This window comes from Marinomonas sp. A3A, from assembly GCF_018336955.1.
In the GTDB taxonomy this organism is placed as follows: Bacteria; Pseudomonadota; Gammaproteobacteria; order Pseudomonadales; family Marinomonadaceae; genus Marinomonas; species Marinomonas lutimaris.
Genome location: NZ_CP025532.1, coordinates 3800299 through 3825006, shown reverse-complemented (window position 1 = coordinate 3825006; position 24708 = coordinate 3800299). Strand labels below are relative to the sequence as shown.

Genomic DNA, 24708 nt, shown 5'->3' with positions numbered 1-24708 from the left:
TTTGGGGAGAGGTTATGTTGGTATTTATATTTCGTCGATTACTGGTGGCGTTTAGTGTGGCGATTACTGTATCTATCGTGAGTTTTATGTTGCTGCATTTGTCAGGCGATTTGGCCATTTCTATAGCGGGTCCAGAATCTACTGCAGAACAGGTAGAGCAAATTCGTATCGATTTTGGCTTGGATAAACCCATGGTCTATCAATACTTTGATTGGCTGTGGTCGGCAGTTCAATTGGATTTTGGTCGTTCTTATTATTTTCAAGATACCGTGATGTCACTGATTAGTGATCGTTTGCCGGTGACACTGACTTTGGGCGGTTTGGCATTAGCATTGGCAACTGTGATTGCCATTCCTCTTGGCGTGATTGCTGCTATCAAGCAGGATACTTGGATTGATCGTTTGGCGTTAACCATCGCGGTTATTGGTCAAGCCATGCCAAGTTTTTGGTTCGGTTTAACCTTAATCGTAATTTTCGCGGTGAATTTGCATTGGTTACCTGCGGGCGGTAATGAGACATGGCAGCATTTTGTTTTACCTGCTATTGCGCTGGGTTATTACGCCATGCCAGCCATGATGCGTTTAACGCGTACTGGCATGCTGGAAGTTTTGAATTCCGATTACATTCGTACTGCTCGCTCTAAAGGTTTGAATGAATCGTCTGTCATTTTTAAACATGCACTGCGCAATGCGGTGATTCCTGTGGTGGCTTTAGCTGCGGTTGAACTGGGTTTTATGTTAGGTGGTTCGGTGGTCATCGAATCGGTGTTTTCTTTAAAAGGTTTGGGCCAGCTCGCGTGGGATGCGATTACCCGTAATGACTATCCAGTGGTGCAAGCCGTGGTGTTGATTATTGCGGTGTTTTATATCCTGTTAACTTTTCTAGCGGATGTGATCAACGCCATGCTTGATCCACGTTTGCGTGTCCGCTGAGGTGTCTACTATGTCTGATTCTACTTCTACTGTTTCAACGGCTGCGAGCGCCAGCACTTTTTTACCAGAGGTTCCCGAGTGGCGCCGCATGATGAATCGCTTCTTGGGTCACCGTGGTTTGTTAATGGGGTCGATTATTCTGGGACTGATCGTGGTACTGGCGATTTTAGCACCTTGGTTGGCGCCTCATGATCCTTATCTACAAAATATTTCACAGCGCATGATTCCACCCGTTTGGCATGAAAAGGGCTCGTGGGAACATGTTTTTGGCACCGATAAATTGGGGCGAGATTACCTAAGTCGCTTGCTTTACGGAGCACGAATTTCGCTGACGATTGGTTTGTCCGCCGCGCTTATTTCTGGGCTGATTGGCACGACATTGGGTGTGCTGGCGGGTTATTTCGGTGGTCGAGTCGATGCGGTGATCAGTTATATCATTACCACGCGTTTGGCCATGCCGGTTGTTCTTGTGGCGTTGGCGATGTCGGCTTTAGTCGGCGGCTCCTTACAAATGGTAATCATCTTATTGGGCTTGCTGTTATGGGATCGATTCGCCGTGGTGGCTCGTTCCACGACTCAGCAATTACGCGATGCTGAGTTCATTGCTTCGGCAAAAGTGTTGGGTGCATCAACGACTTATATTTTAGTGCGTGAATTATTACCCAATATTTTAAGTGCGTTAATTGTAGTGATGACCTTGGAAATGGCTCATGCCATCTTGCTGGAAGCGACCTTGTCCTTTTTAGGCTTGGGCGTTCAGCCGCCAATGCCCTCTTGGGGATTAATGATTTCGGAAGGCAAGGCGTACATGTTTTTCAAAACTTGGGTTATTGCGATTCCTGGCATTGCATTAATGGTGTTGGTATTGGCGATTAACTTAGTTGGCGACGGTTTGCGTGATATGAACGCGCCAGAAGGCCGGAATTGAGGCCAGAGGAGACATCATGAAACGAATACTCGACGTAAAAAATTTACAAGTCAGTCTGCCAACGCCAAATGGCAATTTACGTGCGGTACGTGGTATTGATTTGCATGTGAATAAAGGCGAAATGCTCTGCATCGTAGGGGAATCTGGGTGTGGTAAATCCATGACGTCTATGGCGCTGATGGGCTTATTGCCGAAGCGAGCTGAAGTGACCGCCGAGGCAATGCAATTTGACGGTATGGATTTATTGTCCTTATCGAAAAAAGAGCGAAATCAAGTGCGCGGCATGCGTATGTCGATGATTTTTCAAGAGCCGATGACCTCGCTGAATCCTTCTTATACCTTGGGTAATCAGCTTTGCGAAGGCATTATCAAGCACAAAAAAGTAAGCAAAGACGAGGCCAAAAAACGCGCAGTGTATTTATTGGAGCGTGCTGGTGTGCCGTATCCAGAAAAGCGCTTAGATCAGTATCCGCATCAATTATCGGGCGGTTTGCGTCAACGGGTGATGATCGCCATGGCGTTGATGTGTGAACCAGACTTGATTATCGCGGATGAGCCAACTACGGCATTAGACGTGACGATTCAAGCGCAAATATTGCGATTGATTCGTGAGCTTCAGCAAGAGTTCGGCACCGCCGTTATTTTTATTACTCATGACCTTGGTGTGGTAGCGCGTATTGCCGATCGTGTGGCGGTGATGTACGCCGGACAAGTAGTGGAAACCGCTTCCGCGCAAGATTTGTTTGCCGATCCACAACATCCTTATACCAAGGGCTTGCTCAACTGCATTCCTATCCCAGGTAAAACCTTACCGGGCAGTCATCTAGAGTCTATTCCGGGCGTGGTGCCGAGCTTGATTGGCGAGCTTAAAGGTTGTGCGTTTGAAAACCGTTGCAGTGCCTCGATTGGCGAGTGTTGTTACCGTTCGCCTAGTTTGGAAAATCATCTAGGCTCAGAGGCTCATCAAGTACGTTGTCCTGTTGCGACGGCGTCATTTCAGGAGGCGGTGTAATGGCTGAATACGCTTTGGAACTATCGAATTTGTCCCGTCATTTTTATCTTAAAAATGGCGCATTTAAAGAACCTACATTGCTAAAAGCGGTGGACGGTATTTCGTTGCGCATTCGTCCCGGTGAAACCTTGGGTTTGGTTGGCGAATCTGGCTGCGGGAAAAGCACCTTGGCGAAAATGATTCTAGGTTTATTAGAACCGACCGATGGTGATGTGTTGATTAATGACAAGATGCGAGGCGCAAGCTCTCGTTTGTCGATGTCTCGTCAGCTACAACCGATTTTTCAGGATCCTTATTCGTCTTTGAATCCACGAAAAACCATCGAACAAATCATTCGTTTGCCCTTGCAGTTGCATAAAATTGGTGACGCTAAAAGTCAGCAAAAAGCCGTGCAAGACATCAGTGATTTGGTAGGTTTGCCTGAGCGCTTGTTAAAAAATTATCCAGGGCAATTATCAGGTGGTCAACGTCAGCGGGTTGCTATTGCTCGTGCCTTGATTCTAAAACCTAACATCTTGGTGTGTGATGAGCCGACTTCGGCGCTGGATGTGTCTGTGCAGGCACAAATTCTTAACCTATTGATGGATTTGAAAAAAGAGCTAGGACTAACGTATTTATTTATCAGCCATAACCTTGGCGTGGTGGAACATTTGGTGGATCGAGTGGCGGTGATGTATCGCGGCAAAATTGTCGAGCAGGGTACACGGGAAGAGATCTTTCAAAATGCTCAACACCCTTATACTCAAGCCTTGTTGTCTTCTGTTTTAACACCTGAACCTGCTTTGGGCTTGCCTGAGGTGTTGGATTCTAGCGCGTGGGATCGTGCTTCTTAATCGGTTTGATTTTACCTTTTAGCCTAGCTTTTATTTTTTTAAGGAGACAGCATGAGTCGTCAATCGACCATTCAAGGTGCGGAGTTTTATTTTGATTCCGGTGCTTTTTTTTCGGCGTTAGAACAGCGTGTTAGCGTTCATAGTGAGAGCCAAAATTACGAAGCTTTTGATCAGTTACACGCTTATTTGCAAGACATTATTATGCCCGAGCTTGCTTCTTTGGGCTTTCAATCACGCATTGTTGCCAATCCAGTTACCGAAGCAAATCAACCGGGTTCTTGGCCATTTTTGATTGCGGAACGAATCGAGGATCCAGCTCAACTAACGCTGCTGACTTATGGTCATGGCGACGTAGTACGCGGTTATGATGATCAATGGAAAGCTGGATTGTCACCTTGGAAAGTAGTGGTGGATGGCGACCGTTGGTATGGCCGAGGAACAGCGGATAACAAAGGTCAGCACACCATTAACTTTGCAGCATTAAAACAGGTGATTGATGCGAAAGATGGCAAGCTAGGATTCAACGTCAAAGTGATTCTAGAAATGGGTGAAGAAGCTGGATCACCAGGGTTAGCAGAGCTTTGTGAGCTTCATAAAGAGGAGCTTGCGGCGGATTTGTTTATTGCCTCTGACGGCCCACGATTAAATGCTGAGCATCCGACCATTTTCCTTGGATCGCGAGGTGGTTTTAATTTTGATATGAAAGTGTTGTTGCGCGATGGCGCTCATCATTCTGGTAATTGGGGCGGTTTATTGAGTAACGCTGGTACGCGCTTGGCCCATGCTTGGGCGTCTATGGTGGATGCCAAAGGCAAGATTCTCGTTAAAGGCTTATTACCTGCGCGTTTGCCTGAATCTGTACGTGTTGCTTTAAAAGACATTCCCGTGGGAGAAGGAGTAAACAGCCCAGCCATTGATCCTAATTGGGGTGAGCCCGATTTAACCCCAGCAGAGCGGGTTTTTGCGTGGAACACTTTAGAAATATTGGCCTGTAAAACCGGCAATCCAGAGATGCCTGTCAATGCAATTCCCGGTTACGCCAGCGCCCATTGTCAGCTGCGTTTTGTGGTCGAAAGCGACAGCCAAAACTTCTTAAAACACATTCGAGATCATTTGGATCTACATGGTTTTAGTGATGTTGAAGTCACTGATAGCGGCCATACGATGGAGGCGACACGCCTTGATCCAGAGGACCCTTGGGTGGAGTGGGCCTTGGGTTCTCTTGCGCAAACAACGGGAAAGAAACCAGTGTTATTGCCTAATCTAGGCGGCTCATTACCAAATGATGTGTTTGCCAATATTCTCAATTTACCCACCGTTTGGGTGCCTCACTCTTATCCAGCTTGTAGTCAACATGCGCCAAATGAACACGTATTAGCGCCAGTGTGTCGTGAGGCGTTGCAGATTATGACGGGGCTTTTTTGGGATTTATCAGAACAAGGTTCATCGATTCAGGCAAAACGTTAAGGAGAACGACATGACATTAGCGACAGTAAAAAAGGTAAGCAATAGCGGGCTTGCGCCCTATGCGGATTTACTTTGTGATTGGCTAGCCACTCAAGAGGACGAGATGATTCAGTGTCTGCAAGAATTAGTTGATACCGACTCAAACAGCTATGATAAAGAAGGCGTTGATGCGGCTGGAAAGTTAATGGCGTCTTGGTTAGAAGCCGACGGTATCGAATGTCATTGGCATAAATCAGATAGTTCTGGTGATGTATTGGAAGCACGTATTGGCTCTGGATTTGATAAAAAAGATTCTCAGCCGGCCATCTTTCTGATGGGACATAGAGACACGGTTTTCCCTAAAGGCACTGTTGTAACACGAGGTTTTACGCGTGACGGTATGACGGCGTTTGGGCCAGGCGTGGCGGACATGAAATCTGGCTTGGTGCTGAATTGTTTTGTGTTAAGAGGTTTGCAGCATTTGTTGAATAACTCTGATATTGACGAATTGCCTCACCCCGTTGTTGGCTTATTTACTGGCGATGAAGAAATTGGTTCGCCAGAAGGTCGCCATGTTATTCAGCAAATGGTGAAGGGCGCGAAAGCGGTATTTAATGCCGAACCTGGTCGTATCAGTGGCAATGTGGTATCGGCTCGAAAAGGTGGTGCGAGCTTTGAGATTGTTGTCAAAGGCAAAGCCGCTCACTCTGGCGTAAATCACGCCGATGGTGCCAGCGCTATTGGTGGCTTGGCCTTAATCATCACGGAGCTGCATGCGTTGACCGATTACGAAAGCGGTGTCACGACCAACATTGGTTTAATCAGCGGTGGTATGTCTTCTAACACAGTTGCGGCAGAAGCCAAGGCACGTTTGGATTTACGTTACATTACCAAAGAGCAAATGGTCGATGCAATGGACGCCATTCAGGCCATTATTGATATGCCTAGATTGCATGGTGTGACGGCTTCGGTGCGATTGATATCGGCGTTTCATCCGTTTGAATCAAGCATGAGTGATGCGTTATTGGCGCATTATCAAACGCAGGTCGAGTCGCTAGGGTTTTCCGTTGAAGGGGAATTTACCGGCGGGTGTTCGGATGCCGGTTTTACTTCGTCGATGGGAGTTCCGACTTTGTGTGGAACTGGGCCTGTGGGCGCGAAAATGCACACCGAAGGCGAGCTTTGTTTGCTGGATACCTTTGTTCCTCGTACTCAAGCTGTAGCGAAAAGTGTATTGCTTTTGCCATAAAGGCTTCTATGTATTGCTTTTGCCATAAAGGCTTCTATAAGGAGAGCGTTATGCTTCACCCAATTGAAACCGAATTAGCACCATCTGAATCTGATGTTTGTTCACAAGCAATAAAGTCTGGAAACTGGGCGTTTTTATCTGGACAGATTCCTCTCATAGCTGAAACTAATGCATTGTTGCAAGGCTCGATTGCCGAACAAACCGCTCAGGTTTTTCATAACTTGAGTGCTATAGCAACGGCCTCTGGTGGTTCACTTGAACATGTGGTGAAGCTGACCATTTATCTTAAAGATATGGCGAATCTAGCTGAATTCAATAAGGAAATGATTAATCACCTTAGTTCGCCACTTCCTGCAAGAGCAGTTGTCTCGGTAAGTGCATTGCCAATGGATGCCAAGATGCAAGTGGAAGCCATTATGATGATTCCAGATCCAGTTTGGTCGCTTGCTGTTACTTGATCAATTTTTAGTTCTTCATACTTCTAATTCTCAATAATGGTTTCATACCTCCCTTAGACCGCTTTTTCAGTATGTAAAAGCGGTCTTTTTTTGCTTTAAATTACGCTTTTTTCTCGTTCAATATCTTCGCTAGATTGGTGCTTTATAGGAGAGAATAATGTGTTTTTACTGATGAAATTATATTTCGTATTTATAGTTTTTTTGACTATTTATTTGTCATTTTATTGGTTTATGTTGTTTTTATTTTTCTAAAATAATTGATATTAGAAAGCACCTTTCATAGTTTGTTCGGTAGTCTGTTTATAAGTTAAAACGAACTGCTTACAACGAAGAGCTTAAATCGACAAACTTTAAACTGATAAGGAACGACGACTATGAACCTGAAAAAATTTGAACGTTACCCACTTACATTTGGACCAACGCCAATTGAAAAGCTACAACGTCTATCTGATCACTTAGGCAATATTGAAGTTTACGCGAAACGTGAAGACTGCAACTCAGGTTTGGCCTTAGGTGGTAACAAACTTCGTAAACTGGAATACATAGTGCCAGATGCCATTGCATCCGGTGCGGATACCTTGGTGAGTATTGGTGGTGTGCAATCTAATCATACTCGTTTGGTTACCGCGACAGCCGCTAAAATTGGCATGAAATGTCGCTTGGTACAAGAAAGCTGGGTGCCATTTGAAGATGCGGTTTATGACCGCGTTGGTAACATTTTGATGAGCCGTGTGATGGGCGCAGAAATCGATCTTGTGAATGATGGTTTTGACATTGGTATTCGTGAAAGTTGGAAAAACGCCATTGAAGATGTAAAAGCCAAAGGCGGGATTCCGTACCCAATTCCAGCAGGTGCGTCTGTGCATAAATTTGGTGGCTTGGGTTATGTGGGCTTTGCTGAAGAAGTGCGTGAGCAAGAGAAAGAGCTAGGATTCAAATTCGACTACATCGTAGTGTGTACCGTAACGGGTTCTACTCATGCTGGTATGGCTGTGGGTTTCGCGGCAGATGGACGTTCAAAAAATGTTATTGGTATTGATGCGTCTGGTACGCCAGAGCAAACCCGTGCGCAAGTGCTTTCTATCGCACAAAAAACTGCAGAGTTGGTTGAACTTGGTCGTGAAATGACCGCTGACGACATTGTTATCAATGAAGATTACGCTTACCCAGCTTATGGTGTCCCATCTAATGAAACAAATGACGCGATTCGCTTGGTCGCGCGTTTAGAAGGCATGATGACAGATCCCGTTTATGAGGGGAAATCCATGCAAGGCTTGATCGACTTGTCTAAAAAAGGCTTCTTCCCAGAAGGCTCAAAAGTGCTTTACGCTCATCTTGGCGGTGTTCCTGCTATTAATGGTTATAGCTATATTTATCGTAATGGCTAAGCGTTATTAAGCTATCTAAAACGCTGTGTTTTATCGACAAAAAGGCTTCCACTGAGAAGCCTTTTTGTTTTTAAAGTATATTATGGGCGTGCACCAATCAGTTTGTCGATGCGTCTGAAGTATCGATGCTTTACAATCTTAACTGGCGCATTAGAGAAAATAAAAAAAGCCTTAATGCAGAAATTGCTAACGGGCAAACGTCGCGTTGTGTTGGAAGTCGAAAAGTAAAAACTAAGCAGCTGAGAGGAATCCATGTGGGTGTTTAACTGTACGAAAGCCGCAGTGGAATTATTTACCACTAAGGTAAAAGGTGAAAAACGTACTTGTGTGGAAACGCCGCCACACAAAACCATTACCGAAGCCATTGAACAGGCAAGAGATGGTGTAGTGTTTCCTAATCGTTTAGGACTAACCGATGTGTACGATACGGATTGGCATTGGTTGGTGCATTGTATTTCGGTGAAACGCCAAAAATACTTGCTGGTGATGGACTACAATACGCGTTATTGCATGACCATGTTGGCTCCGAAAAAAGGTGATGTCGCTAGTTTTTTAAACGATTTTGAAGGGCATTTGTATCTGAATATTATGGGCATTACTGCACCGCATAATATGGTTGTAAAAGACATCGCTGAATCGTTAGAAGCGTGCCATGAACTCGGCAACGGTGCGGTGTTTTACCAACGCAGCGATCGCAGTGCGCAAGCTCATATCAATGACGTGTCTTGGCATTTGCAGCGCCATTGCTACGAAGACTTTATACTCGAAGAGGAAGAAGACTTACTCGATTTTAACCTCTTTACTGGTAGAATAATACGTAGCGTGAAAGGCCAAAAAGGTCACTTCTATCCGGTTCAGGCCTTTTTACTGCAATGGCTCAACGCGTATTCTTCTGACCCAGAAAAAACCATCACACCGAATTTACTGGAAGCAAAAAGCTATTTTCAACACTTCTCACTAGACGGTCTGTCAGAAGACGATTCGGATGACAAAACCGCTGAAGCTGCGCTCGACGAATTGCTCAAATCCTTGCCAGCTGGCGTGGCGCATTTGGGTGAAGGCTCATTGAGTCAAAAAAATACCAAGCCAAAAAACACCAACTCCAGTTCTGGAAAAAAACAAGGCGTTAAGCAAAAAGACGTTAAACACAAAGACAATGTCATTGATTTCTCTGCTTATCAAAAGAAGTAAGAAACTGACAGGATGGTATGGCTTAGCGTTATTTGAGCGAATAACCATTTGTTGTCGCCTTTTTGTACGAATCAGTCATCTCTTTTTTGTTTTATTGCGTATAGTTTGTAGTGTAAAAATATAACAATATTCGTTCCCGATAAAACAATAAGGAGATTATATGATTACGGTTCATCATTTAGAGAATTCCCGCTCCCAGCGTATTTTATGGTTGTTGGAGGAGTTAGGGCTTGAGTACGAGATTGTGGAATACAAGCGTGATCCTGAAACGGCTTCTGGACCAGAATCGTTGAAAAAAGTGCACCCGCTGGGTAAATCCCCAGTGATTACTGATGGTGATTTAACCGTGGCTGAGTCTGGGGCGATTATTGAGTATTTGTTAGACCAATACGACACGGAAAAACGCTTGAGACCAACGGATGGCAAGGCACTATTGGATTACCGTTATTGGTTGCACTTTGCGGAAGGTTCTCTGATGCCTTTGCTGCTAATGAAGCTTGTGATGATGAAGGTGCCACAAAGTCCAATGCCGTTTTTTGTAAAACCGATCGCCAAGGCTTTGAGCAGTAAGGTCCAAGAAAAATTCATTATGCCGCGCATTAATCCGCAGATGCAGTTTATTGAAAAAACTCTGGGTGAGCATACTTGGTTGGTTGGTGACAAATTAACCGCTGCAGACATTCAGATGAGTTTTCCATTGCAAGCGTCGAGTACACGTATGGATTTGACTAAATATCCCAATATTGCTCGTTTTATCAAGCAGGTAGAGTCTGTTCCAGCTTACCAACAAGCGTTAGCAAAAGGCGGAGCTTTCACAACCTTGTAATGGGCTTTTTTTAGGGGGCTTCCTGCACCAAGCTGATGGTTTGTTGATTAATCTCAGTTTGGTGTTTGATTTTTATTCTATTTATTGATATTCGTTCTCATTAAGTGTATTTTTGCACTCTCTTTGCAATATTTCCATTTTAATGAGGTTGAGCGGATCAATGAGTCCTGAGTGTCAAGCGTCCCAAAATGTTGGTGAGCTTTATGTTGAACATAGCCGATGGTTAACAGGATGGATTCGAAATCGCCTAGGTTGTCATGAATTGGCAGCAGATATTGCACAAGATACTTTTGTACGATTACTTAAAAAGCCGAAATATTTTTCTAATATGGGCGAAGCTCGAGCCTTTTTAAGTACGATTGCTAAAGGACTGTATATTGATCATTGGCGTCGTAAGCAAGTCGAGCAAGCTTGGTTAGAATCCTTGGCGCATTGTGAAGAAGAATTTGTGCCATCGGCAGAACATTCAGCAGCTATGATTGAGTTGCTTTGTGAGCTAGATGCGATGATCGCTAAGCTGCCTAAAAAGGTAGCAAATACGCTTATTTTGTCTCAACTCCATGGTTTGACCTACCGAGAAATAGCAGAACGCTTGTCTGTTTCCGAACGTATGATAAAGCGCTATATGGCGCAAGCCATGCTGCAATGTCTTTTATTCAAATCCGATCAGTCACTTTAATCTTATGTCATCTTCTAAACCATCTAACTATGTTCATCTGGAAGCCGCTTCAGAATGGTTTGCTGTGTTATCTGATAAGCCGATTTCAGAAGCCGATCGACGTGCTTGGCAGCAGTGGTTAAACGAAAACGAAGCGCACCGTAAAGCATGGCAACAAGTGGAATCGATTGGCGTAATGTTCTCTTCTATTCAAGACAGTAACGCACAGCAGTCGGCGAGTTATGTGTTAGAAAGTGGTAGCTCAATGAGTCGTCGTCAGTTGATGAAAGGCGTGTTAGGAGTTACTGGTGTTGCGGCATTAGGTTGGATTGGTTGGAATGAAACACCATTGCCTAGAATGGCGTCTGCATGGATGGCTGATTTCCATACGCAAGTCGGGCAAGTGGAGGCTTACGATTTAGAGGATGGCGCTAAGGTCTGGCTGAATACGAATAGTGCGATGAACCGATCCTATGGCCGTAATTATCTAGGTCTGTCTCTCGTGACGGGCGAGATGTTGGTGCAAACTCAAGCATCTTCTGACAGCCGAGTTTTGTCTGTTTCCTGTGATCATGGCATTGTTAATTCCGGTCGTGATTTAGCCCGCTTTTGCGTGCGTCAGCTATCAAATAAACAGGCTATTTTAGCCGTTTACGAAGGGGCCGTTTCTCTTACGCCTTTGAATTCAACGCTATCTAAGACGTTTTTCGCTGGTCAAGCAGTGGCTTTTACCGCTAACGCTATGGACGAGACTCAGCCAGCTTCTCTGCTTTATGAGTCTTGGCGTAATGGATTATTAATTGTTGAAGATATGCCGCTAGCAAATTTTATGGCGGAAATAGGGCGTTATCACTATGGCCATATTAATCTTGATCCTAGTGTAGCGGACTTACGTGTTGTGGGGACTTTTCCTACTCACGATATGGATCTTGTGCTTTCTATGTTATCTAAATCTTTTCCTATACGTACAAAGCATCCATTGCCTTGGTGGATTAGTATTTCCGCAGCTTAACGTTCACTGGAATTTATTTTCAAAGTATTTTAAAAAAACATTTTTTTTCATGTCCCTTTCTTCGCTTACATTCGGTAATAGTAATAAGAAGTATTATTATTACGGAGTTTCTATGGCCTTTTTCCGATTACCAAGACAGAGATTCAAGCAGCGTACAACCGCTTCTCTGCTTGCTATAAATACGCTTCTCGCCAGTGGCGTAGCGTTGACGATGACATCCCTTGCTTATGCCGAATCAGCTGCTGTTGAAAAGCGTTACTACAACATTCCTGCAGGACCTTTATCACAAGCCGTTAATACTTTCGCCGCTGTATCGGGTATGTATTTAGGTGGTAATGGGGCGCTTCTTAAAAACAAGAAAACACTCGGTTTTGACGGTGAATACACACCAGGACAGGCATTGGATTTGTTGCTCGCAGGCACAGGTCTTTCTTATGATATTGGTGACGATAAAAGCATTGTTTTAGTGGATTCTAGTTCTATCTCCAAAAGTGCCGACGGCATAACCATGGCGCCATTGTTGGTTCGTGAAGATAAAGTTGTAACCACCTTAGGTACGAGCATATTAAGTGCGAGTGAAATCGAGAGTATGGCAGGAGAGACTGGAAATCTTACTGACTTACTTCGTGGGAATGGTGCGGTTCGTTATAGTCGTTCTTCGAGCACTTCAGCAAGTAGCGCAAGCATGCGTCCTGACGAAGTTTCTATTCATGGTCAGTCACATTATCAAAACTCGTTTGTTATCGACGGGATGTCTGCTAATAATGATTTAAATCCTGGAAACTCCGAAGATACTTATTCCAATCCGATTAATCCGAGTAATTTGAGCATGCTGTCCGGCAGTTCATCTCAAAGTTATTATATTGACCCTGATGCTGTGGAGTCAGTTACTGTTTATGATTCTAATATTCCAGTCGAATTTGGCGGCTTTCTGGGGGGGGTTATTTCCGCAAAATTAAAGCGATATGATGGCGAAGATTATTTGTCAGTAAAATATGCTATCTCTAGGGATGAGTGGGATGAAATGCACGCTGATGAATCTTTAGAGGAAGATATGGCTGATGGTGATTCATTAGAAGGAGAGTATACGCCAGAGTACTTAAAGCAGACCTATACATTGACCGGTGCGCAAGGAATTACAGACAAGCTTGGTATGACATTTACTGCTTCTCGTGCGAACTCTAATTTTGATCAAAGCTATGTAAGAAATATTGGTAGAACTGTTTATGGAAAACAAGGTATTTCTTACGATGATACTATTGATAACTTAATGGCTAGATTTGACTATAAAGCTAATCAAAATTTAGATATTGGTGTGTCTATCCTTTATGCAAATCGTTACCATGATGGAGTGACTAATGCCTCATATGACTCTGCATTTATAAAATCACATAAAGCATCAGGTATTAGCTCTGAAGTGATATATAAAACAGACTCTGGAACATTGACGACGACATTGTCTTACGATGAGGCAAGAGACACTTTGTCTTCCGATGATTCAGAATATATATATCACTATACCGATTATTATAATGGACTGTGGCCTTATACCGGTGGTTATGGAAACATAAATCAGCAACAGAATACGACTACTCTTAAATTCGACTGGCTACACAAAGCATTTGATGTAGGCTCTTTTAAACACACCTTTAAAGTCGGTGCTGAATTGAACCGAAAAAAACAGTTTTATCAAGTAGAAGATCAAATTGTCAGTGAAAACTATCAGTGTGTAATTAGTGGCTGCGGTGATACAAATAGTGATGGTGTTATTGACTATGATGATGAATATCTTCGTATCCTTAACATTGTTGATGCAAATAAGCTGGAAAAATCATCTCATTCAGAAGGTGTTTACTTATCTGATACTATTGAAAATGGAGATTGGACTTATTACTTAGGATTACGTGCGGATTATGAGTCTACTTTAGAAAATTTAAACTTCTCGCCGCGAGTCAATGTTCAATGGGATGTATTTAGTGATAATAAAACCCGTTTAATCACTGGGGCAAACCGTTATTACGGACGAGATTTTTTCCAATATGAGGTTAATAGCCAGTTGCGCTCTTGGCGTACGACTTATCGATATAATACTGATGGTACACTTAACCGGTTTACCTCTTATTCTGATAACTCTTTTTATGATTATGATCTTGATACGCCTTACTCTGATGAGCTGGTATTTGGTGTAATTCAGCAAGTAGGTAATGTTGATGTTACTGTAAAGTATGTGAACCGTGAAACTCGTGACATGGTAACTCGTTCTAAGACTGCATCAGGATTGAATTACTATTCAAATTTTGGCCGTAGCTCTACCGATACTATTTCTTTAAAGTTAACAACTCGAAAACCTTTTGAGTTCGGTGGAACAAAGACTGATGGTGAATTTTCTATTAGTTACCAAGAAAGTGAAACAAATGCGTTGTCAGATGTATCTTATGAGGATGAAATTAACTCTAATCAAATTTATTATAAAGGCAATGTTATTTATAACTCACAATTACCTAAGTCTGACTTCAATATTCCGTTTAGTATAGCATTCTCTACTTCAACGGCTATTCCAGATTGGAATCTAGTTTGGGCTAATCGAATTAATGTCGAATCTGGCGGTAAAATAGCTCAGGATACAGGAGATAATTATACAGATCTATCCGGCAATTATGATATTTATGATGATCTCGAATTTAATAGTTTAATTACTTTAGATACGTCATTTGAATGGAAGCCGGTTGTCTTCAAAGAAGTAGAAGGTTATTTTAAACTTTCTATAAACAATGTGTTTGATGATTATATTGATAAATCTACTAGCTCAGGAAGCTATTCTTATACTTTAGGCCGCTCGACCAGTATAGAGGTTGGTATGCGCTTTTAAGCAGATGTTCCTTTTATCTCCTTTCTTTTCTTGTAAACAAGTGCTCTCTCCAGCATTTGTTTATGGCTGTTTTTAAATAACTTCTTTGTGAGCTGTTTTATGCTTTTTTTACAGAAATTTCTGAGTATTGCTGGGGTGATTTGTTTGTTTGCTCTGACGGCCCAAGTGCATGCAGACGACAACGCTTTACCTTGGGATAAGCGAGTAGTACAAGGTACCTTGGATAATGGTTTTCGCTATTACCTGTTTGATTCACGCCAAGAAAAAGACGCACCAAAAGGGCTGACGTTAGCGAATTTGGTGGTGCTTTCTGGAGCCATTGATGAAGAAGAAAACCAGCTGGGGGTCGCGCACATGGTGGAACACATGGTGTTCCACGAGAGTGATGCATTACCGAATGGTGTGCGAAAAGCTTTGACCGATATGGGGTTAAAACAAGGTCGTGATTTTAATGCCATGACGAATAGCGAAAATACTCGCTACATGGTGAATTTGAAAAATACCACCGCAGAACAGTTGAATACTGTGTTAGGGATTTATCAGCAAATCGCCTTTCATGCCAAGATCAAAGCGTCATCATTGGACAAAGAGCGCTTAATTATTCAAGAAGAGTGGCGTGGCAAGTTGAGTCATCGTTCTCGAGTCAATGATGAAAAAAAAGCCTTATTGCGGGTTGGTTCTTTGTATCCTGAGCGCCCCGTTATTGGCACACAAGCAACCATAAGAAATACTCAGGCAAGTGAGCTTCGTAATTTTTACCAAGATTGGTATGCACCCAATAATATGGCTCTGGTAATTTATGCGCCTGTCGATAGTGTGGAACTAGAGAAACAAATTAAACGTACATTTGGCGAGGAACCGAAACGAATCTTGCCTAAACGCCACACTAAAGACCCCGTTTTAGATGCTGATCTTAAGATAGGTCAACTGACTGATCCTGGCAGTAAAATGAACCGAGTGGCGTTTTTGTACCGTTTTAAAAATGAGCAGTCCAACACGGATGAGAGTCGTCGTGATGGTTTGATTGATTACATGACACGAAATTTGTTAACCGATCAAATTCGCCGACAAAAAGAAGTATTGCCAGACCATGTACGAGTGTTATCCAGTACCAAAGGTTCTGTTTCGCCCAATGTGGATATTCTGGGTTTTTCGGTGAATGTTGATGAGGGGCACCACGCGCTCGGTTTGAAAACGTTAATCCAAGAGCTAGAACGCATCAATGCGCATGGCTTTTATCAGCAAGACTTTGATCAGGTTTATCAAAAAGTCATTGATACAGCAGAGCGCAATAAAGACGCAGCGAAAAGTCGAGGTACTATTTGGGCGGTTAAAATGGTGGATGCGGTGACTTCTAATAAAGTGCTGTATGACCCTAAAGAAAGTAACGATCGTCTGTTGCAGCTGGTAAAAACCATTTCATTGGACGATGTGAATGCTCGTTTGAGGCAATGGCTATCTTCGCCAGATCGTATTCTGTATACGCAAGCTGTTGGAGGAAAAAATATTGATATAGGCACAGCGGAATCCGTTGAAGCTATTTTTAAAGAAATGAAGTCTCGACAGCTTGGAGCCTTAGAAAAAGAAAAAACTGTAGTGGTAAAAACATTACCTGCGGTTACTAAAAGCGGTTCGGTGTTGCTTACATCGAGAAGCGCAGAATTGGGTATATCAAATTGGTCATTATCAAATGGCGATAAACTCACACTGCTCGATCCCAGTGTGTTGGCCGAGCATTATCAAATAGATAAGTCCGAGGAAGATAATAAAACTTATTTTACGGCCCTCTCTGCTGCGGGTTATAACGTAAAAAAAGGCTCTGTTTGGGCAGAACAAATCGCTGCGCAAATGTCTGATGCGACTGGGATATATGGTTGGAGTGATGAAGAGTTCCAGCAATGGCGAAAAGAGAATAGTGTGTTTTTGTCATCTAAGCAAAAGGAACAAAGTCTTGCGTATCGCGGAGCGATTGATGATGAAAAGTTAGATAAGCTATTGGGGCTTTATCATATTAACCAAGTTAACCCCCAAATTGATGCTGATGTTTACGACAGCATAATAAGAAATTTGAAAAGAAGTGCCAGCATTAAGGTAGAGCGTCCTATCGAGGTGTTTTCCCGTCGTCTAGCGCAGGCACGCTTCGGTAAAAGAGAGTTAACGGTTAGCTTATCTAATTTAGCGCCTTTGTCGTTAGAAGTAATACAGCAAACGCGTTACAAGCAAGCGGTGTTGCCTGTTCATTATTTTATGGTGTCTCGTTTGCCTGAAGAGGATATTAAAGACTTAGTTACTTTGTACCTAGCTAATATTCCACGTGACTTGAATGCGCAAATGGATAATACCACTGCAGTTGTACAACAAGCAGGTCAAGTGATTGTTGATGTTTCATTAAATACAGAGCCGAAAGCTGAATATAGGATGTATGCGTATCAATCTATTCCTTGGTCACCTATTGCTGCGCTTCAGTTGACTTATTTAGGTGAGCGTTTAGAGGCGCAGTTAAAACAGCGTCTACGTAGTGAAGTTCAAGGTGTTTACAGCGTAAGAGTAGGTTTGGATCTAAACAAAGATACCAATCGTGCTGAACTTAAAATTCAATATTCGAGTTCACCAGCACGCTTAGATGACTTGGCTGACATGACGAAAGCTGTGTTGTCTGATTTACCAAGCATGGTTACAGAAGATTGGGCGAATGAAATACATGACGCGTTTAAAGATGTTGAGCAGAACCGTTTGGAAAAAGCTTTTGATGCCACCTTATCACATCGTCTTGAATTGAGCGAAACCCTGTATGGTGATGCTCGCTATTTGGGTGAAATGGATGAATTGACATCAGGTTTAACATTGGAAAAACTAAAAAACTTGGTCGATACATTAACTTTTAGCGATAGGGTAATCGGTTTGTATCGTCCTTTGGATTAGGTATTTAGATAACGAACCTACAAAAATCAAATGCCCAACAGTGATATTGTTGGGCATTTTTATTGGGAAATCTTTTCTGATTATATATTTGTGGAACTAAGCTTGTTGCTCGACTTATTAGAGCGTCATGAATACTATGAAAGTCATTATTCTGTGAATTTGTCTTAGTTAGCTGTTTTGGTAAGGAAAGCATGCATGTCGCGTCCCGTGAAATTACTCAGCGTGTCTATCGCTCTTATCTGTCTCTTGTTGGCATTGAACTTTGGTTTGCGTTCATCAATGGGCTTTTTTATGGCGCCCATTTCCCAAGAGTTTGGCTATGGGCGAGAAGTGTTTGCCTTTGCTCTGGCGCTACAAAACTTATGTTGGGGATTATTTCAGCCTATTGCTGGCGCCTTTGCCGATCGTTACGGCACCTTGAAAACCTTGTTCATTGGTGCCGCGTTATATGCATTGGGTTTGTATGTAACCGCGGGTGCTGATGGCGTGCTAGGACTCAATATGGGCGCAGGCGTACTGATGGGCATGGGTATAGCGGCGACAGGTTTTGGTGTGGTCTTGCCAGCGATGGCACGTATGGTATCGCCTGAAAAACGTTCCTTTGCTTTGGGTTTAGGCAGTGCTGCGGGTTCTGCTGGGCAGCTATTGGTTATTCCAGTGGCGCAAGAGTTTATCGCAGGGTATGGTTGGAGCAATGCTTTGCTTCTTTTGGCTTTGGGCGCTTTGATGATGGTGTTGTTGTCTAGTCCGTTTCGCCATGAAAAAGACGGTATGAATGCTAATTCTAATGCGACAGATGTGGCGCAAACCATGAAAGAAGCATTGCGCGAAGCCAGTGCTTATTCGCATTACTGGTTGTTGGTGGTTGGCTTTTTTGTGTGTGGTTTTCAATTAGCCTTTATCACAGTTCACATGCCTGCGTTTTTATCTGACCAAGGTTTTTCCCCAGATATTGCTGTAGCAAGTTTGGCTCTGATTGGGCTGTTTAATATTTTTGGCTGTTTATTGTCTGGCAGTTGGGCAGGAAAGTACTCGAAGAAAAAATTACTCACCATTATTTATGCGCTAAGAGCCTTGGCGATTGCCTTGTTTATGACATTGCCGATGACAGAAATATCGGTCTATGTGTTTTCTATAGTCACTGGTTTGCTTTGGCTAGCGACTGTGCCGCCGACATCGGGATTAGTCGCGCAAATGTTTGGCCTACGTTACATGGGCTTGCTTTACGGCATCGTCTTTTTAGGCCATCAACTTGGCTCGTTTAGCGGCGTTTGGTTAGGCGGTTATCTATACGACAAAACGGGGTCTTACGATGTTGTTTGGTGGGCAGCCTGTATTATTGCTTTGATTACGGCATTGATTCATATCTTAATCGACGAGCGCCCAGTGGCACGTCTTCGTGCCACTGTGGCTTGAGCTTCTACTTCTACTAATGGATTATTTAAAAGTTATATTTTTTCAACAGAAAGTAAAAAAAACAGTATTCCTAAGAATATGGTCATAACTACAATGACACTTATGGTTAGAAGTTTTAATGCTAAATTATACCAAATCGGCATGACTTCATGGCAGTGTCGTATTTTTCGAGTTTTATCTAAAAAAGGAAAAAGTAAAACCGAGCCAAACATGGCCGTTCTCAATAAAGAAACCGGAAACCGACTCATAAAAATGAGTTCGGTTTGTGTAAAATGCGGCTCTTTAAAATAGCTATCCATCAGTTTTTTAGGGGTAAATAAGGTTAACAGAGACCAGAGAGTAGGTATCCATATTAGCCCTCCCATGGCTGTGAACATCATTACTAAAAAAAGATAATCAAATGTGTCTTGAGTTATTTGCATAGTTTATCGACCCCAGATAAAGACACTAGATCTGCTTCACCATCATTGCTCGCCACAATAATTGCTCCTAGCTGGTGTTTATGATGTGTTAGATAATATTCACTGAGAGTAAAAAAAACAGTATTCCTAAGAATATGGTCATAACTACAATGACACTTATGGTTAGAAGTTTTAATGCTAAATTATACCAAATCGGCATGACTTCATGGCAATGTCGTATTTCTCGAGTTTTATCTAAAAAAGGAAAAAGTAAAACCGAGCCAAACATGGCCGTTCTCAATAAAGAAACCGGAAACCGACTCATAAAAATGAGTTCGGTTTGTGTAAAATGCGGCTCTTTAAAATAGCTATCCATCAGTTTTTTAGGGGTAAATAAGGTTAACAGAGACCAGAGAGTAGGTATCCATATTAGCCCTCCCATGGCTGTGAAGAATGCAATCAAAAAAAGAAACTCATAAGTTGGTTGGCTTATTTGCATAGTTTGTCGACCCCAGATAGAGACACTAGGTCTGCCTCACCATCATTACTCGCCACAATAATTGCTCCTAGCTGGTGTTTATTATGTGTTAGGTAATATTCACTGAGAATAAAAAAAACATTATTCCTAAGATCATTATAAACATCAGCATGGAGCTTATGATAAAAACTCTTAATGCCAATTTATACCAAAAGGGCATGACTTCATGGCAATGTCGTATCTTTCGGACTCTATCTAAAAAAGGCAATACGACAACCCAACCAAACACAGCGGTTCTAAACAGGGAAATTGGAAATCGGCTCATAAAAATGAGTTCGGTTTGCGTAAAATGCGGTTCTTTAAAATAGCTGTCCATCAGTTTTTTAGGGGTAAAGAAGGTCAACAAAGACCATAGCGTAGGCGTCCATAGAAGTCCTACCATGACCGTGAACATCATCACTAAAAAAAGATAATCAAATGTGTCTTGGGTTATTTGCATATGCTGTCGACCCCAGATAAAGACACTAGATCTGCTTCACCATAATTACTCGCCATGATAACGGTTCCTAACTGGTGTTTATGATGTGTTAGGCGATATTTACTGAGAGTAAAAAAAACAGTATTCCTAAGAATATAGCCATGATCAGCATGGAGCTTATTATAAAAATTTGTAATGCCAATTTATACCAAATTGGCATGACTTCATGGCAATGTCGTATTTTTCGGACCCTATCTAAAAAAGGCAGTACCACAATCCAACCAAACACAGCGGTTCTAAACAGAGAAATCGGAAACCGACTCATAAAAATGAGTTCGGTTTGCGTGAAGTGTGGTTCTTTAAAATAGGTGTCCAGCAGTTTTTTGGGGGTAAAGAAGGTCAACAGAGACCAGAGAGTAGGTATCCATACTAGCCCTCCCATGGCTGTGAAGAATGCAATCAAAAAAAGAAACTCATAAGTTGGTTGGCTTATTTGCATAGTTTGTCGACCCCAGATAGAGAAACTAAATCTGCTTTTGTTCCCGAAATGGTATACACCTCTCTAAACGCTTTCCCAGCAGCATAGCTGCCAATGGCTGCGGCGCTTCCCAGAACTAATATGGTGGCCCAGCCCACAGGGGTTGATGCTAAAAAAATACTAAGCGCAAGGCCTGTACCAGCGCTCACTAAACTGCCAGCAATAGTCTCTACAAGAATCTCGTTTTTCTCTTGTCGGGATTGGGCGGTTGCGATGTTATAGCACCCCATGCCAACGCCGGCAGCGGTCAATACCACCCCGCCATGAGTAGCGAGTTTGGATAATCTCCCCAAACGATCTAAGTGGTTGGTGACATTGGCTGTGGCGGGGATGGCTTTAGAGCGAGAAATCTGTAGGGCTTGTCTTGCTGTTTGTCCTTTTAGCAGCACTTTTTCAAATGGGCCAAGACGCTGGGCAAACGCTTTTAGGGCTTTTTGTCTGCGGTAATCATATTGCCCTTTGGTTAGGGTGCCTTTCTTGTATTGGTTATACAGTCTTTCTACTTCTTGAATCAGGGCAGTATTTTGCTGGTTAACTAAGCCCCCCATAGAATTTAGCGCCGCTCCTGAGCTGGTCGCTAAGATATCATAATTATCCTGTAGCCAAGATAAAGCCCAAAGCATTTCTTGTTCTTGAGTATCTATTGGTATGTGCATTTTATATTTGTCTAAACCGTCTCCCAATGTTGGGTGGAACTGGTTACTTCTATTACTGAATTCAGCGAGAACTTTTTTATTTTCATCTGATGCTAAGCACATGCCAACCGAGTTAGGTGTCATTGGCATAAGGCGAATAACTTGTTTAGGTTGGAGTAAGTTTGGATTAGTTATTTGCTTATTATGATATGAAACAAGCGCTAGAGCAGATTTGTAAGGTCGCTACCGTAAGTTACATCGTAAAAATTAGAGATAATCTGACTTAACGTGTCTCCTTGCTTAACTGTATATATCACAGGCTTGAAAAGCGGGCTAACAGGAGATAGTGAGGCATTGAAACTATCAAAATCCGACATACATAAGTCCTTTATATTTTTTGGGGAAATACTTTTCCAAATAATCAAAATCTGTTGATATTTGTTAGCAATTCTATCCTAGAAACCACTTACGGGGCAAATGGACTTCCTAGGCTAACTAACTACAGGTATTGTTCTTTAAGGTTGTAAAAAATGGTATTCATATCTTGATTGATGAGCGCCCAGTGGCACGTCTTCGTGCCGCTGTAGCTTGAGGTCTCTTATCCTTGTGCTTGCCATTGTTGTTGGTAAAAACGCTCAACTTTGTCACCCTCCCATTGAAACAAATACAGCCAGCCGTTATCGATCAATTGCCTGACAATGTCATGCTTTGCAGCGATTTTCTCGATCTCGGCTTTTGGGGCGGCAATGTAGACCGCAAGTCGGACCGGCGTGTGCATCCATTTCTCACCATCGCTTAGTGATTGCATAGACAAACCTATGCGCAAGTCCCCACCGTTGCCTTCAAATACACCAATGTTGCCACCCACGGCATTGTGCAGCACTTTATTACCACAGCCGAATTTGAAGTTATCCGTCACCGATAAGTTGTATTGCATGTTGATCCAGTGAGTCACCAGCATGGGCGCCGTTAAAATGCGTTCTAAGATGCTGAAATCGGGGTCATGGTGTTGATCATAGTCGTGCAGAAAACTGCGGCCTTGTAAGTCAAGGTGTCGAGTCTGCTGGCGTGGCGCGATGATAAAGGAATGGTTGTTGGCGAGTCCCCATTCTGGGTTCACTTGTGACCAGTCGTTGGCACGTTTGGTAAAGGCCTTCGAACGTTGTTTGTCTGAAACATTCAGCAAGGAGGCATCTAATTTTGCTGCGCGTTCTTGCTGGGCGAGAAACTGTGCATTTTCAAACCAGCGCGTTATTTTGCTGTTGAGGTCTTTCGAGCCTTCTGTGGTATCAAAGCAAGTTAATTGGTCTGTGGTGGTGTTATGTAACGCAGGGACAAATTGCGTGTCACTAGGAATCTTCATCCCCATGTCGTTTAGTAAGGCGCGTACCTTGTCATCATTTAATAGTGAAGCCAACACTCTCACGTTAACTTCGCCACTTTGGCCGCCGCAAGCGCCACATTCTAGTCCTGCTGCATGAAGGTTATTGCTGGTATGGCTACCGTGACCAACGAGCATGACAAGAGGCGCGTAAGTTGTTAGCTTGATGGTGTCTAAAATCCCCTTTGCCAAATTGGCTTTATCTTGGTCGGTTAAAGCCACGCCTTGTTGGGTCAATTGCCAATGGGTATTTGGTGCTAAACGATTGGCTGGGTGTTCTTGTCGCTTGGAGAAGAGGGTTTGTTTGAACATTTTAAAGGCGTACCACCAACCCATGGATTCCACCATGGAAAACGATGCAGGCGCTGCGTGCCCCCAACGATGCCAGCGGGCTTCTTTTTGCTGGTGGTGAACGTGATTTTTATCACTTTTACATTCGGTTGCAGTGATGGAGGCTTGCAGCAAACCAGGAAGCTGCGGACGTTCATAGTGGCTGTCTTGCGCTTTGTATTCGATAGGTAAGCCAAAGAAGCCGGCAAAGCCAAGGGTCTGAATCGTATCGGACTGCTTTTCCAGCGCGCGGCGAAACACTTCAGAACGAACGTCGATGCAGAAAATCGCTTGGAGTTCAGGTCTAGTTGACAGTGCTGGAACAGGTTGTTCCGTTGTTAGTGTTTTATGTAGGTTTTTTTGTTCACTGTATTCCAGTGCTAAGGCCCATACTTTAGGCGTTAATAGAGCGTCTTGATGGGCTTCAATCAATTGTGGAATGGCATTTTTTTGTGCTGACCATTTTGTTTCTATCGCGGCGTGTAATGGTATCGATGTGTGTTTTAGGTAACGCCAAACAACTAATTCCCAGGCCATTTTGATGGCAAGTAAAGACTCTACATGGTTTTCTTTTGCTAAGTTTTCGTTGTTATCTCCTTTGGACCAATTCAGGTAAGCCAAGTAGCTGCTCCAACCATTAATATCCAGCAATAACGCTTGGGCATAGAAGTGCAGCGCTTGATCGTCCAAGGCCAATTCTTCGATAGCGAGGGCAAACAAGGCTTCTTTATCGCTGGGTAAGTGATGAAAGAAATCGATTAGCTTGGATTCGGCCATGATAATACTTAGGCCTTTGTCTTCATTGGTGACTTCTAGCCAATGGCTGTAAAGATCGAGTTCGCTGTCGATGTTTTGTTGTCTCAGAGTGGGGCTTTGCTGTTGATAATGGGCCGCGCAAAACTGGCTTACTTGGTGAGTGATTTCGTCGTGCCAAGACATTTTATGGGCGGAGCGTTGTTGATCTGTAAGATCAGCAATATTGCGCCATGGAGAAGGCTGCTTATTTGGATTGGATAGATGCTCAAGTAAGTCTTTCGGCGCTAAGTTGATCTCATATTGTCTTGCCGCTCTGACAAGGCAATCTTGTGAAATCCGCCCTTCATCAAACCAGGCTCGATAAGAAGAAATGGGTAGGTAGGTTTTAATGCCCGCCAAGGCAGATAATTCATCTGAGGTTTCATCAAAGGGTTTATTTACCAATGACCAGAGCGGATTCACCGCGATCAGTTTATCCAGCGGCCAGTGGGGCGCGATGGTACTGGCCGCATCAAGCAATAGGTCTTTTTGCAGCATGCTTAACGTATTTGTGGCCTTGATAGTCATGCGA

Annotated in this window: 20 protein-coding genes; 15 read left to right on the top strand and 5 right to left on the bottom strand. The window is 43.1% G+C overall.

Annotation, left to right across the window (positions count from 1 at the left end):
* The first annotated feature begins 14 nt into the window (after positions 1 to 14).
* The 15 genes from CYL31_RS18010 to CYL31_RS17940 all read left to right on the top strand — a co-directional run bounded on the left by CYL31_RS18010 (position 15) and on the right by CYL31_RS17940 (position 19140).
* A complete protein-coding gene (locus tag CYL31_RS18010; RefSeq protein WP_212916514.1) occupies positions 15 to 932 on the top strand; it encodes an ABC transporter permease in 918 nt (305 codons plus the stop codon).
* A gap of 10 nt (positions 933 to 942) precedes the next feature.
* A complete protein-coding gene (locus CYL31_RS18005; protein WP_212916513.1) occupies positions 943 to 1860 on the top strand; it encodes an ABC transporter permease in 918 nt (305 codons plus the stop codon).
* Positions 1861 to 1876: 16 nt separating this feature from the next.
* Positions 1877 to 2872, top strand: a complete 996-nt coding sequence (locus CYL31_RS18000; RefSeq protein WP_212916512.1) for an ABC transporter ATP-binding protein — start codon at positions 1877 to 1879, stop codon at positions 2870 to 2872.
* On the top strand, positions 2872 to 3705 hold the full coding sequence (locus CYL31_RS17995) for an ATP-binding cassette domain-containing protein (RefSeq protein WP_212916511.1): 834 nt from the start codon (positions 2872 to 2874) through the stop codon (positions 3703 to 3705). The genes CYL31_RS18000 and CYL31_RS17995 overlap by 1 nt, the downstream gene beginning before the upstream one ends.
* Before the next feature lie 51 nt (positions 3706 to 3756).
* The gene (locus CYL31_RS17990; protein WP_212916510.1) at positions 3757 to 5172 is read left to right on the top strand and encodes a M20 family metallopeptidase; all 1416 of its coding nucleotides are present in this window, start codon (positions 3757 to 3759) and stop codon (positions 5170 to 5172) included.
* A 10-nt stretch (positions 5173 to 5182) separates the two neighbouring features.
* Positions 5183 to 6400 (top strand): M20 family metallopeptidase, encoded by a 1218-nt coding sequence (locus CYL31_RS17985; protein ID WP_212916509.1) that lies wholly within the window; start codon positions 5183 to 5185, stop codon positions 6398 to 6400.
* A gap of 50 nt (positions 6401 to 6450) precedes the next feature.
* The gene (locus CYL31_RS17980; protein WP_212916508.1) at positions 6451 to 6858 is read left to right on the top strand and encodes a Rid family detoxifying hydrolase; all 408 of its coding nucleotides are present in this window, start codon (positions 6451 to 6453) and stop codon (positions 6856 to 6858) included.
* A gap of 374 nt (positions 6859 to 7232) precedes the next feature.
* The gene (locus CYL31_RS17975) at positions 7233 to 8246 is read left to right on the top strand and encodes a 1-aminocyclopropane-1-carboxylate deaminase (protein ID WP_212916507.1); all 1014 of its coding nucleotides are present in this window, start codon (positions 7233 to 7235) and stop codon (positions 8244 to 8246) included.
* A gap of 252 nt (positions 8247 to 8498) precedes the next feature.
* Positions 8499 to 9437, top strand: coding sequence for a DUF6933 domain-containing protein (locus CYL31_RS17970; RefSeq protein WP_212916506.1), 939 nt, complete (start codon positions 8499 to 8501; stop codon positions 9435 to 9437).
* 160 nt (positions 9438 to 9597) lie between these two features.
* Positions 9598 to 10263, top strand: coding sequence for a glutathione S-transferase (locus CYL31_RS17965; protein ID WP_212916505.1), 666 nt, complete (start codon positions 9598 to 9600; stop codon positions 10261 to 10263).
* Between the two features lie 160 nt (positions 10264 to 10423).
* Complete coding sequence (locus CYL31_RS17960; RefSeq protein ID WP_212916504.1) at positions 10424 to 10942, top strand: sigma-70 family RNA polymerase sigma factor; 519 nt, start codon at positions 10424 to 10426, stop codon at positions 10940 to 10942.
* Positions 10943 to 10946: 4 nt separating this feature from the next.
* Entirely contained in the window at positions 10947 to 11933 is a 987-nt protein-coding gene (locus CYL31_RS17955; RefSeq protein WP_212916503.1) for a DUF4880 domain-containing protein, read from the top strand.
* A gap of 112 nt (positions 11934 to 12045) precedes the next feature.
* Entirely contained in the window at positions 12046 to 14802 is a 2757-nt protein-coding gene (locus CYL31_RS17950) for a TonB-dependent receptor (RefSeq protein WP_212916502.1), read from the top strand.
* A gap of 99 nt (positions 14803 to 14901) precedes the next feature.
* Positions 14902 to 17724: a M16 family metallopeptidase gene (locus CYL31_RS17945; RefSeq protein ID WP_212916501.1), complete on the top strand. Its 2823-nt coding sequence runs from the start codon at positions 14902 to 14904 to the stop codon at positions 17722 to 17724.
* 195 nt (positions 17725 to 17919) lie between these two features.
* Positions 17920 to 19140: an MFS transporter gene (locus tag CYL31_RS17940; RefSeq protein ID WP_212916500.1), complete on the top strand. Its 1221-nt coding sequence runs from the start codon at positions 17920 to 17922 to the stop codon at positions 19138 to 19140.
* A 32-nt stretch (positions 19141 to 19172) separates the two neighbouring features.
* Here the strand turns inward: CYL31_RS17940 and CYL31_RS17935 are convergent, their stop codons facing one another.
* The 5 genes from CYL31_RS17935 to CYL31_RS17910 all read right to left on the bottom strand — a co-directional run bounded on the left by CYL31_RS17935 (position 19173) and on the right by CYL31_RS17910 (position 24704).
* Positions 19173 to 19562, bottom strand: coding sequence for a hypothetical protein (locus tag CYL31_RS17935; protein ID WP_212916499.1), 390 nt, complete (start codon positions 19560 to 19562; stop codon positions 19173 to 19175).
* An 88-nt stretch (positions 19563 to 19650) separates the two neighbouring features.
* Positions 19651 to 20040: a hypothetical protein gene (locus CYL31_RS17930; RefSeq protein ID WP_212916498.1), complete on the bottom strand. Its 390-nt coding sequence runs from the start codon at positions 20038 to 20040 to the stop codon at positions 19651 to 19653.
* A 566-nt stretch (positions 20041 to 20606) separates the two neighbouring features.
* The gene (locus CYL31_RS17925; protein WP_212916497.1) at positions 20607 to 20996 is read right to left on the bottom strand and encodes a hypothetical protein; all 390 of its coding nucleotides are present in this window, start codon (positions 20994 to 20996) and stop codon (positions 20607 to 20609) included.
* Positions 20987 to 21820, bottom strand: a complete 834-nt coding sequence (locus CYL31_RS17920) for a hypothetical protein (protein WP_212916496.1) — start codon at positions 21818 to 21820, stop codon at positions 20987 to 20989. Before CYL31_RS17920 ends, CYL31_RS17925 begins: the two co-directional genes overlap by 10 nt.
* Before the next feature lie 448 nt (positions 21821 to 22268).
* A complete protein-coding gene (locus CYL31_RS17910) occupies positions 22269 to 24704 on the bottom strand; it encodes a YbcC family protein (protein WP_212916494.1) in 2436 nt (811 codons plus the stop codon).
* Between the last annotated feature and the right edge of the window lie 4 nt (positions 24705 to 24708).